A 12,074-nucleotide genomic window follows, 5' to 3' on the forward strand; every position below is an offset into this window, starting at 1 on the left:
GCAAGTCTAACAAGGGAGAACCTGTCTAGCACCGGTGAATATAGTGTTCCAGTTCTAAACACGTTGCTTGATAGACAGATTGGAGCGCAGACAACTTCGCTTTCGCATTCTCGAGTCGGTTCTCCCGTGCAAGCTGTTCAATATCGGACAGCAACGAGGACAAACGTCCGACACCCAGACTCACGCTGCCTGATTTCAACTCATGAGCAGCCTCTACAACTTTTGTGGCTTCGCCCGCCGCAGCCAGTTCATTTAACTTTTTGATTTTGGCAGGTGTATCACTTGTATACATTTCGATCAATGACTCCAGTAGCCCCGTGCTGCCATCCTCGTCCAGCAGCATAATTTCACGTATAACTTCCTCATCCAAAATCGGCTCGGCTTCCGGCTTTGGAAGCCATTTGACAAGCTTTTCAGAGAGCTTTTCAATCGTTACTGGCTTCATCAAGTAATCGTTCACTCCAACCTCCCGGCCCCGTGCCTGATCCTCCTCGGACACATTTCCGGTCAAAGAAATGATCGGTACAGGTGGTTGCTGGTTTTCTGCTTCCCGCTGTCGGATCGCTTTCGCCGCATCATGACCATTCAGCAGAGGCATATGATGATCCATTAGAATACAAGCGTAGGAGCGTTCGGAGGCCGCTCTTACTGCGGCTTGTCCATCCTCAGCAAAATCAATATGCTGGAATCCCAAGTGGTTAAGCTGTAATTGCACCACCTGCCGATTCACCCGATTATCCTCAGCCACCAAAATAGCTTGAAAATGACTATGCACACCGATGGCCTGCCGTTGATCTGGAGAAAGTTTGGATGAACCTAACATTTCGATCATTCCAAGTATTCCGTTCATTGGCGTTCTGAATTCATGACTAACCACAGCCAGAAAAGTGCTCTTCAGGTCATTAGCCCGTACCGCTTCTTCCTTTGTTCGTTTTAATTCTGCATTGCTTTTGGTAAGCTGACGCTGCAGATTGACCAGCTCGTTGTTCATCGCTGAAAATTCATTCAACATTTTTTCTTCCTCAGCCTTGTTTTCACAATCTCATCCGTTAATTGTTCGATCGTTTTCCGCAGGACAGCCATTTCTATTGTCGGTTCCTTCATATTAAAAGGCCCCCTTTACAAAATGACTTACGGGTTCACAAAACTAACATTATTTCCTTAGCGAAAGTAAGTCCCCTGCAACTTCCAGCGCTTCCTCGGCACCTGGTGCACATCCGTCCGCACCTACTGTCTGCCACAGGCGTGGATCGAGATTAAAGGGTAAGCCCCCGACCATAATTTTCACATGGCTAGTAGTTGTGTCTTGCCGAATGATAGCAATCAACTCTTTCACCAGATGGACATGGTAAGCCATGGTAGCTGAGATAGCCACCACATCAGCCGCAAAGGGATTATCATCTGTAAACCTTCCAGAAGCTTTTTTAACCAGGAAACATACTGCGTAAATAAAATAGGACTGTTCACGATTACACTTTCAGCTAAATAATTCAAACTATATATGGAATCCTGTTTTGTCTTTATTTTACCGTTGTCCCCAAAACGCTGCAAAAGATCGGGCTGTAATTCGTATTGCTTTTGGGTAACTAATTCAGCCAAAGCTCCTGCTTGCATCAGTAGCGACTCACCTGCGGTATATTGCTGTATACTCATGTACAGCTCCTTCCCCGACAAGGTATTTGTATTCGAAACATGTACGTAGATTAGCTCCGAGCGTGACTATTAGACAATTATACCTGATTTGCGACTCTACATTAACCCTGCTTCCCCAAAATACGACAAAAAAATAAAATACCGAAAAGTCGGTATTTTATCTAAAAGCAGATTTAACCTGTACATGCACAACTTATTATCCGTTACTCTTCTGTCCCTCAGCCGTTAGTCCAAGCTTTTTTAGCAGATGAATAGCCTGCTCTTTCTCTTCCACGGATAAGCCATCCACGGTCTCCATAATAACACGATGATGCTGCGGGAATATTTGCTCAAAGAAATGGCGTCCATCGTCAGTCAATTCTGCATAAATCACACGCCGATCATCTTGTGATGCACGGCGGGTAAGCAAGTTTTTTTTCTGGAGTTTATCTACCACGTACGTAATATTCCCACTGGAGATCAGTACCTTTTCTCCAATTTTCTGCAAAGGCTGTGGTCCGCGATAATACAACAGGTCAAGCACACCAAATTCTGTTGTATTTAATCCATGACTATGAATGTCCCGATTCGTACGGGACGTGACCGAATTATAAGCACGAGCCAGAACAACGAACAAATTAAGCGCTAAGTCCTGATCACCTGGTTTTACTGACATATTAACAGCCTCCGTTACTCATATCTTTATTCCAAGATATCTTAATTGTTTACTTTTGTCAAGTTTAAGCGCTCCTTCCCCCCTGCTCTTACGGTCTATAATGGAGGAATTACCGTCTATTATGTGAAAGTTACAGTTCATTATGTAAAAAAGCCCGCTCTCAGCCAGTCATAAAGCACTGATCCAGAGAGCAGGTTGATTACGATGCAATCCCTAACTTCTTACTTAAAAATACGTAGGCAACACGTCCGCATAATACTCCTAGAACATTCAGTATAATGTCATCCACGTCCATCGTCCCCGCGCCCAACAGCATTTGGGACACTTCAACAATGACCAGTGCGGTCACCACCGTTAACAGCAGACTGCCTATACTGCGCATGGACACCCAAATGAAGGGCACAAGAATACCGAAGGGAATGAATACGCCAATATTACCGAGCAAATTAAAACCCCATACCCGAAAAGGAAACGACTGCATTGCCCGCCAGTATTGCCCAATCGTATCAAACGGAACCATATTATACGAATACGGCGGTCCTGGTCGTAATGTACGACCAAAACCGAGAAACATCCAATATAGTAGAAGCCCTGTATATAAAATCAATAACACAAATGCCACATTATGAAGCAGACGGGTACCAGACATTATTTGTTACGGACGTCGATCTGTCCATTGGCACGTGCGATAATGACTTGGTCCGCCATATTAATGAACAGTCCGTTATCGACTACACCCGGAATTTGATTTAATCGGATTTCCAACTCTTGCGGGTTCTCGATCGTACCATAGCGACAATCAGCAATATAATTACCGTTATCCGTAAGGAAGCGCTCGCCGTCCTTCATACGCCATTCCGCTTTACAGCCTGTCTGCCGTAAAGCCTCCAACGTCCATTCACTGGCAAATGGTACGACCTCAACGGGTAAAGGAAATGCGCCCAGCACCTTCACATCCTTGGACTCATCGACAATAATGATTAATCGATCGCTATTGCTCTCCACGATTTTTTCTCTCAGCAGAGCTCCGCCTCCGCCTTTCACCAGTACAAGCTGCTCATTCACCTCGTCAGCCCCATCAATGGTAACGTCAAGCCTTCCAATCTGATGAAAGGGAATGATGGGAATTCCCAGCTCCCTGGCCTGATCCTCCGAGGCTTGGGATGTAGCTACAGCCTGTATATGTAATCCTTGCGCTACACGCTCTCCGATTTTTTGAATAGCCCAAAAGGCTGTCGAGCCTGTACCAAGTCCTACTTTCATGCCGTCCTGAATCGCCTCAACTGCTTTTTCGGCCGCTTTTTGCTTCAAATTCATTATCATCTCTCCCGCTCTATAGGCTAGTATTGATCATCATTCATTTTATATGAGAACGCTTTATAAAGACAGAGACAGCTTTTTACCATAACAGAGACTGTTTTCATCGTGTTCATACTCCCCAAATCGTTCAATAGGTTCGTATCCCTGCTGGGTATAGAGAGCAATCGCTTCAGGTTGAGCCGCTCCGGTCTCCAGTTTAATCCTTACAACTCCCCGCTTTCGGGCTTCCTCTTCCAAAAATGATAATAGACTAACAGCAATTCCTTGTCTGCGATAAGAGGAATCGACATAAAATCTTTTAAGCTCCATTTCTTCCCCATCTATAGGCCTAAGCCCTCCGCAAGCAACCGGTTTTTCATCCACATACACAACAGCGAAAATCATCTCTTTAACTTTTGGATTGGAAAAATCGACCAAGTAAATTCTGTCGGAAGGATACCTTTCCAGTAAGTCCTCATCCAGCCTATGAATCAACTCATGCAGATCCTCGTGATTGCTCTCAACCTTTAAAATCGTAAGCTTGGACATTCTTCTCATCCCTCTTCTCTACGCATGGATATATGGACTCATTTCGCAAACAATTGACAGAAACCGCGATAAATCAAGTATTTGCAACATCAAATATGAAAAATGTCCCAAATTGATAAGTGCATTTGACTCTATTATAAAGTATGATGGTTTCTGTTGAATAGTTGCTTATGGACTGAAACGAATTCGAATTTCAAGTTGAAGTATAAATTGGAATATACTGAAATACACACAGCGTTTACCTATTAAAAATTATTTTTTTATTGTGTAAGGTATTCATTTCAAGGGCTTTTCGTACGACATATATATAGGGATATAATACTTGTCTGTAAAAGGACTTAAGACCTATTACTTAAAATTCAAGGGTCTAATATCTCGATTATTGTGTTTGTAAGGGGAACTTGATTATCTCATTCGATAAGCGGTTCAACACCATATACAAAAATACAACCAGGGAGTGGAACATTTTGAAAAAGTGGAGTAGCTTATCATTCTTCACCAAGAACTTATTATTATCCTTCTTCAACATCGTATTGATCGGGCTAGTCCTTATTGTGTCCAGCTATTTGATCCAACGTACGATTTTGATAGACCAATTGCATGGGCAAGTGGAAAAAATCACATTGAAGTGGGCTCAGGGCATTAATTCCGATGAAGTATCCCAAGCCGTTCAAGAAAAAAATTATGATGGACCCATTCAAACCAAACTCCGTTCCTACCTAGATAACATCATGGCGACGAACCCGAATATCTCTCATGCCTATATTTTCGGGACAGAGCTGGAAAATGGCGATCTGACATCCATTATAGCGATGCCAACAGATCTCAAAGAAGCATTTGAAAAAGATAAGCTGCTTGTTGGCTCTATGTACGAACAACCCAATGTCGTGGCAGTAGGTGTAACCGGCATGCTGGACACCGGCAAACCAACATTCACCAGCTTCTACGATGATTCGTTTGGTACATGGACGACTTTGATGACTCCGATTAAAGATCCAAGTGGCAAAATCTTTGCATATTTTGCAGTCGATGCAGATGCCGGTGCCGTACCTGCCGGATTGACCAAGCTGCTCGTTAGCGGCGCTACCATTTTAGTGATTTTCCTACTGATCTGCCTGGCGCTTCAATATTGGGTTGTGAAACGCACGCTGTCCCCGATTAAGCAACTGATGTACGGTATCAGTGAAGTAAGCAGAGGAAATCTGGATGTTCAAATTCACGCAGGTCAGGATGATTTGGGGCTTGTGAATCAGAACTTCAACGATATGGTAAGCCATATTAACAACATCATGACCAAAGTGAAGCAGACAACGGATGAAGTCAATGAATCGGCGAAGGAATTACTTGCAATCTGTGAACAAAACGGAATCAATTCCAACATCATCAATCAAAATATCAATGAAATAACGGATAATATCCGTTCACAGGAAAAAGCAACAGGTGATAGTGCACGTGCCATGGCTGAAATGGCTTCGGTAATTCAAAATATTGCCACCAGTTCTTCCAATGTTGCGGAGGAAGCCAATTCGGTAGAGAAACGTTCCAATGAAGGCAACGAGATTGTAAGAAAAGTATCATCCCAAATGCACCTGATTACCGATACAGTAACCAATACTTCCCGTATCATCAAGTTGCTGGACAGTCGTTCGCAGGAAATTGGCAATATCATCAGTACCATTTCAGGCATCTCCAGTCAAACCAACCTGCTCGCTCTGAATGCTTCTATTGAAGCTGCGCGCGTCGGTGAAGAAGGTAAAGGCTTTGCCGTTGTTGCCAGTGAAGTACGTAAGCTCGCAGAACAATCTGCGGATGCAACCAAACAAATTACGTCCCTGATTGAAGAAATTCAAAGTGAAATCGGACAAGCTGTGAAGTCGATGGAGCAAGGTAACGTTGAAGTTCAAAACGGAATCGTCGTTGCCGGACAAGCAGGCGTCCTGTTCAATGATATTCTTCAAGCAACTAAAAATGTAGCATGGCAAATCCAAGAAGTATCCAGCGCTACTGAGCAAATATCTGCGGGTACACAGGAAATGACAGCGACAGCGGACGATCTTTCTTCCACCGTAACCAAAACAGCCAATAATAGTGTTCACATTGTGCAAACGGTGGAGGAACAAAAGGCTTCTTTGGATTCTATCATTGATTCGTCCCATAAATTGACGTCCATGTCTGAAGAGCTTCAAGAAATTACATCTTATTTCAAAATTGCAGACACCAACCGTACCAAATCATAATAACCATTTATCGACTCCAAAGCTTATTTCATAAGTAAGTCGTTCGGTAGTGCCTCCCTCCTATTCATGCATTTGAAGGGATCGGAGGCATTTACTGACTTTACCCTTTATATTAAGACATCATACATTCAGGAGGTTAGCGTAATGGCTTCATTTCTACAAAACAGCACACAGACAACTCCATCCCCATTCCTAGTTCCCTTGGATTTTGCACGCATACAACGCAAGCATACATCCTCTACTTATCAAGTAGAATTAGAAGCATCCATCTCTGAGCAACTGAATCAGCAAAAAACTGCGGAAGACAAACAAGCGTTGCTCTTATCCGCGTATACTGCATGGGTATATCGTCTATCAGCAGAAGAAGAAGTTTCTTTTTCTACTTTTATGCCTCAATCCGGTCTGCTTACAGCTTCGCTGACAGTCGAAAAGGAAACGACTTTTCATGAACTAGCCTGCTTATTTCAGGAGATGCTCCGTGAGCCTAATGCATACCTGGCAGAACCACAAGCCGATACTTCATTTTCGGCAAATCTGCCTACGGACAGCGGTGTAGAATCCCGTATTATGGACTGGGCTGTCAGTGAGAACAATGGCTCTTATCAAATACAGATACGGTATGATCATTCACTCCTGCTGGAAACAACCGTTGTCCGATACGCAGAATACTTTGAAACCCTTCTGCGTGGCGCGCTAACCAACAGCCATGCACTTGTGAATTCAATTGATATATTATCGGAAGCAGATCGAGCTGCTCACGAAGCTTTAAATAATACAGTCGTAAAATATCCCGAGCATCAGACCATTCACGGAATGTTTGAGGAGGCGGCTTCACAATACCCTGATCGTCCGGCTATTGCTTCCCACACTGGAGAGTATACGTACCGTGAGTTGAACGAACGTGCTAACCAAGTCGCACGTGTGTTGTTGTCCAAAGGTCTGACCAAAGGTGAATTCGTGACGATCTTCATGGAACGGAGCTTGGAGACCGTTATTTCCCTGCTTGGCATCCTGAAAGCCGGGGGCGTGTACGTACCTGTTGATCCCGCCCACCCCGCTGACCGGAGTAGCTACATTGTCGAGGACACGCGTTCTCCCTTTGTCCTAACGACTTCCGCACTCATCGAGCAAGCGACTGAACTGTGCGGTTCCATTGAGACGGTAAAAGAAATTTTAGCTATTAACGGGCCACTGGCAGGCTATGCCGCAAGCAATCCGAACATTAATATAAGTCCAGATGATCTAGCTTATGTCATCTATACATCCGGCTCTACAGGCAAACCGAAAGGCGCCCTGATCGCTCACCGTGGTGTCGTTAACCTAGGAGCTGTCGTGCAACGCGATTGCGACATTACACCTCAGGATGTATTGACCCAATTTGCCACCTATAGCTTCGATGCATCCGTTTGGGATACGATCGGAGCCTTGTTTTACGGTGCAAAATTGTACTTGCTGTCTTCCGAAGAACGCGTATCTGTTGAAGAATTCGCCGAAGCCATCGCACGTACAGGCACGACGATTATTACCATTTTGCCAACCGTGTTCTTTAATCAGCTATCTACGTACTTGTCAGACGAAGGTTATCGCAAACTTGCTAAGGTACGGATTGTTACTGTGGCAGGCGAAGCGCTGTACGGCTCACAAGTTCGAGCATTCCAAAGCAAATTCGGTACAGATACAGACATTGTAAACGTATATGGACCGACCGAATGCACCGTAGCGACGACGACCCATCGGGTCCGTGGTGCCGTGCCTGAGCATGTCGTCAATATCCCGATCGGCAAGCCGATTTACAATTACAAAGTGTATATTGTCAACGATGATAACAAGCTATGCCCTGTCAATATTCCGGGTGAAGTATGCATTGCTACTCCTGCGTTGGCCCATGGCTACCTCCATCAGCCGGAACGTACAGCCCAATCGTTCGTGGACAATCCCTTTGTCCCAGGAGAAAAAATGTACCGCTCGGGTGATATCGCCAAGCTGCTGCCAGACGGTACGATTGAATACGTGAGCCGGAAGGATTCGCAGCTCAAAATTCGGGGAAACCGGATTGAAATTGGGGAAATCGAAGACCATTTTTCCAAATATCCGGGCGTTCAGGACGTAGCTGTCGTAGCCGTCAAGGATCACACAGATCAAAACATGTTGGTTGGCTATTTTACCACTTCGGACGGACAATCCATTCCACAGGACGTTATTCAGTCTTATATTGGGGGCAAGCTGCCTTCTTATTTTGTACCGAGCCATGTCGTTCATCTGGAAGCCATGCCAATTTCACCAACTGGCAAAATCGATCGTAAAAAGCTGGCCCTACGGCCACTTCCCGAAGCGTCTGATCTTTCGTTTGGCGGGGAACCTCTCCAAGAAGGAACTGAAACACTCATTGCCGAAGCATGGACACAAGTGCTTGGTAAAAATAACATTGGCGCAACCGATGATTTCTTCCTGATCGGGGGCGATTCGCTTCGTGTCATTCATGTGCTGGCTATTCTGAAGCCGCGTTATGGCGCGCTGCGAATCGGAGACTTTTTCCGCTACAAAACCGTTCGTGAGCTTGCTGAATACGTGGATCAATTAGGTACAGAACAAGCGCCGCAACGCAAGCCGCTCGCGATTCCTCAAGAAAAAACAGACTTGAATGAGCATCCTATCGAGTTGTCTGGTACTTCGGATTTAGCTGAAGTCCGCGACTTGCGCGTGATTCTGTTGACCGGAGCTACAGGCTATTTGGGTTCGCACATTCTGTATGACCTGCTTCAAAGGACAGAAGCCAAAGTGTACGCGATGGTGCGCCCTTCTCAGGACGGTCCATCCGGCATCGAGCGTATTCAATCTGTATTGACAGGGTATTTCGGACAAGATGTCTGCAGCTTGATCGAAGGACGGGTGAAGGCTGTCTATGGGGATCTGGAGCAAGTTGATCTTGGCCTGTCTTCCGTTGACCGCCATATGCTGGAGCACCAAATCGACGGCATCATTCACAGCGCCGCTGACGTTCGCCATTTTGGTGATTCGGCAGCCTTTGATCGCACGAATGTGACAGGAACACTGGAACTGCTGAAAATCGCTCAAGCCAAACCGGGAGTATCCTTCCATCATGTCTCCACTATGGGCATACCGGAGGATCTTGCAAACGAAGGGAAATGGGAATCGGCATTGGAGCTTTCTGCCTTCCCAGACGAACTGAACGTGGACAACCTGTACACGAACAGTAAACTCGCGGCAGAGAAGCTGTTGTTCCAAGCAGCTCAAGCGGGTACGCCTGTCTCGATCTATCGCGCGGGTAATTTGACTGCCCATTCGGCCAACGGACGCTTCCAGCGAAATATCGACAGCAATGCTTATTATCGTATGATGAAGGCGATGCTGCTGCTGGGTAAAGCGCCACAAGCCGATTGGCATACGGACTTCACACCGATTGATTACGCCAGCCGTGCTATCGTAGAACTGTCCGTTCATCAAAAAAGCGCGAACCGCATTTTCCATATCTGTAATCCGAACCCACTGCCATATGATGAACTGATCGCTATGGTAAACCAGCTCGGTTATGTAGTAGAAACCCTGCCTTTTGACGATTACAGTGCTTGGCTGCTGAATCCGTCTTCCGGTATTCAGGAAGATGCACTTCACCTTGCTATGGGACAACTGGAAGGCGATGGAGCCAAGGATTCGGCCTATCGGTACGGATGCTCTGTAACCGCAGCCCTGCTGGAACAAGCTGGCGTCCAATGCCCGGTAACCGACCTGAAGTTTATTCGGGATATGATCCGGCATGCCGTCGAGATCGGTTACTTCCCGGCCCCATCATCGGTATCTGTAAAAGCAACACAGAGGTAACAAAGTTGTGATATTTCCCCCGCGTGTTTTCGGTATGATAGACTAGATTTTGCTAGTTTCATATTTAGTATAAACCTCTATACTTTCAGAATTTTTTTGCATGCGGGGGATGTCATTCAATGAAACACACTTTTTTTAAAAGAACGTTGCTAATGATAAGCTTGGTGGCTATTTTAGGGATTTTGGTGTATGAAGCACGCAACATATATCACACGCCTACAATTAAAGGGACTCATCGTACACGCACAGCTAATGCAGATCGACTGGTGCGCCATTTATTCTCACTGACGCCTACACCAGATAAAGTATATTACCAAAACAAAGTAATTGTCCTGATGTATCATGAAGTGACCAAGACTCCACCTGATCCCGGTGCTCTCAAGCTTAGTAATTTAACGAGTCAGTTGGACGAGATGAAAGCTAACGGCTTCCACTGGATCACGATGAAAGAGTATACGGATTTTATTTTACATAAAGCTAAGGTTCCCGATAATGCGGTACTCATGACATTCGATGACGGCTATGAGTCCTTTTATACGGATACTTTTCCCGTGTTGAAAAAGTATCAGGTACCGGCAACCAATTTTCTCATCACGTCCACGATCAGCAATCCCAAACATATTGGTATTCCAAAGTTGACATGGGATCAAATTCATCAGATGCATGCCGAGGGCATTGATTTTTACAATCATACCAATGACCAGCATGCGTACGGATACTCCAACACAGCACGCACCCAACAAAAACCGCTTCTGATGGGTCCGGTGTATTCGAAAAAGCTGGGGCGAATGGAAACCGAGAATGAGTTCAAACAGCGGGTTTCTACCGATTTGGACATGGCTGACAAGAAGCTGTTCAAGCATCTACACAATGATCAGAATGTACTTGCCTTCCCTTATGGTGGGTATACCAAGGAGACGATGGAAATTTGCCGCTCCTTGGGCATTGACGTTACGTTCACGGTGAAACGCGGGATTAACTCGCCAGGGCAAACGAACGGCTATCGCGTCAATGCAGGTGGAATACACAATATTCCGGAAGTATTGGTGCAATACATGAAGGAAGGCGCTCCCCTTCGACCACTTCCTTTTGCCCAAGGTCCCAACAAGGTATCCTAAACGTTAGCTAGCTTATTTAAGGATACAAAAGAACCTTTAAAACCATTTATGTCATGGTTTTAAAGGTTCTTTTGTTGTATATGATGAGATTAGGGCCAGATGCGAATTGCCGCAATAACAGCCAGATGTACCGGGTAAAAGCTGCGCCACAACCAACGAGGTACCCGACTATAAAATCCACTCTCTCCAGTTGCGAAACATACGATCAGAATGCTGGTCAGCAGACTAAAGTGCTGGAGATTCGTGTGGTGCACCATATCATACACAACGTTCAAAGCAAAATGGGCTGCAATCATCATATATGAACGGGTGTATCGATAAATGAGAACAAGCAGCAGACCATAGGCCCCGTAATCCATCTGGCTGAGCTCCATGACCAGAGCTGTGAGGACGTATAGACCCGTTGCAGCCACCCAATGCTTCATGCGGGATGCAGCAGCCAGCGCGAGCAACGACGCCAATAGCGTCCAGATCACGTTCGGTCTGAGCACATCAAACGCCAGCATATAGGGCACCTGAGAAATCAGGGCCAGCCCGAGTAGACGGAGCATATAGCTCCGCATATCTCGGGTACGGGTATACCCCATATACAGCGCGTACGCGTAGATTGGAAAAGCAAGCCTGCCGGCAATTCTCCAAGCCGGATCCGTCGGAAAAAACACAAGTCCGATATGGTCAATCAGCATCGTCAGCATGGCCAACCAGTACATATAGGCCCCCTTA

General features: G+C 45.6%; 11 protein-coding genes. 3 read left to right on the forward strand and 8 right to left on the reverse strand.

Annotated elements, in window-relative coordinates:
- Nucleotides 1-25: 25 nt before the first annotated feature.
- From AC6EJC_RS09170 to AC6EJC_RS09200, 7 genes are all read right to left on the reverse strand, one after another.
- A complete protein-coding gene (locus AC6EJC_RS09170; RefSeq protein ID WP_444953702.1) occupies nt 26-1,012 on the reverse strand; it encodes a response regulator in 987 nt (328 codons plus the stop codon).
- A 141-nt stretch (nt 1,013-1,153) separates the two neighbouring features.
- Nucleotides 1,154-1,357: a hypothetical protein gene (locus AC6EJC_RS09175; protein ID WP_444953703.1), complete on the reverse strand. Its 204-nt coding sequence runs from the start codon at nt 1,355-1,357 to the stop codon at nt 1,154-1,156.
- The gene (locus AC6EJC_RS09180) at nt 1,333-1,653 is read right to left on the reverse strand and encodes a hypothetical protein (protein ID WP_444953704.1); all 321 of its coding nucleotides are present in this window, start codon (nt 1,651-1,653) and stop codon (nt 1,333-1,335) included. Before AC6EJC_RS09180 ends, AC6EJC_RS09175 begins: the two co-directional genes overlap by 25 nt.
- A 196-nt stretch (nt 1,654-1,849) precedes the next feature.
- Nucleotides 1,850-2,308: a MarR family winged helix-turn-helix transcriptional regulator gene (locus tag AC6EJC_RS09185; protein ID WP_444953705.1), complete on the reverse strand. Its 459-nt coding sequence runs from the start codon at nt 2,306-2,308 to the stop codon at nt 1,850-1,852.
- 199 nt (nt 2,309-2,507) lie between these two features.
- Nucleotides 2,508-2,957, reverse strand: coding sequence for a VanZ family protein (locus tag AC6EJC_RS09190; RefSeq protein ID WP_444953706.1), 450 nt, complete (start codon nt 2,955-2,957; stop codon nt 2,508-2,510).
- Nucleotides 2,957-3,625 (reverse strand): ribose-5-phosphate isomerase RpiA, encoded by a 669-nt coding sequence (gene rpiA, locus AC6EJC_RS09195; protein ID WP_444953707.1) that lies wholly within the window; start codon nt 3,623-3,625, stop codon nt 2,957-2,959. Before rpiA ends, AC6EJC_RS09190 begins: the two co-directional genes overlap by 1 nt.
- Nucleotides 3,626-3,685: 60 nt before the next feature.
- Nucleotides 3,686-4,156 (reverse strand): GNAT family N-acetyltransferase, encoded by a 471-nt coding sequence (locus AC6EJC_RS09200; protein WP_444953708.1) that lies wholly within the window; start codon nt 4,154-4,156, stop codon nt 3,686-3,688.
- A gap of 467 nt (nt 4,157-4,623) precedes the next feature.
- Between AC6EJC_RS09200 and AC6EJC_RS09205 the strand changes: the two genes are divergently transcribed.
- The 3 genes from AC6EJC_RS09205 to AC6EJC_RS09215 all read left to right on the forward strand — a co-directional run bounded on the left by AC6EJC_RS09205 (nt 4,624) and on the right by AC6EJC_RS09215 (nt 11,351).
- On the forward strand, nt 4,624-6,393 hold the full coding sequence (locus AC6EJC_RS09205; RefSeq protein WP_444953709.1) for a methyl-accepting chemotaxis protein: 1,770 nt from the start codon (nt 4,624-4,626) through the stop codon (nt 6,391-6,393).
- A 144-nt stretch (nt 6,394-6,537) separates the two neighbouring features.
- Nucleotides 6,538-10,233, forward strand: coding sequence for a non-ribosomal peptide synthetase family protein (locus AC6EJC_RS09210; protein WP_444953710.1), 3,696 nt, complete (start codon nt 6,538-6,540; stop codon nt 10,231-10,233).
- A 119-nt stretch (nt 10,234-10,352) separates the two neighbouring features.
- A complete protein-coding gene (locus AC6EJC_RS09215; protein WP_444953711.1) occupies nt 10,353-11,351 on the forward strand; it encodes a polysaccharide deacetylase family protein in 999 nt (332 codons plus the stop codon).
- An 89-nt stretch (nt 11,352-11,440) separates the two neighbouring features.
- Here AC6EJC_RS09215 and AC6EJC_RS09220 read toward each other — a convergent pair whose 3' ends face one another.
- Complete coding sequence (locus tag AC6EJC_RS09220; RefSeq protein WP_444953712.1) at nt 11,441-12,061, reverse strand: TraX family protein; 621 nt, start codon at nt 12,059-12,061, stop codon at nt 11,441-11,443.
- Nucleotides 12,062-12,074 lie beyond the last annotated feature (13 nt).

Source organism: Paenibacillus sp. TY11 (genome assembly GCF_059772165.1).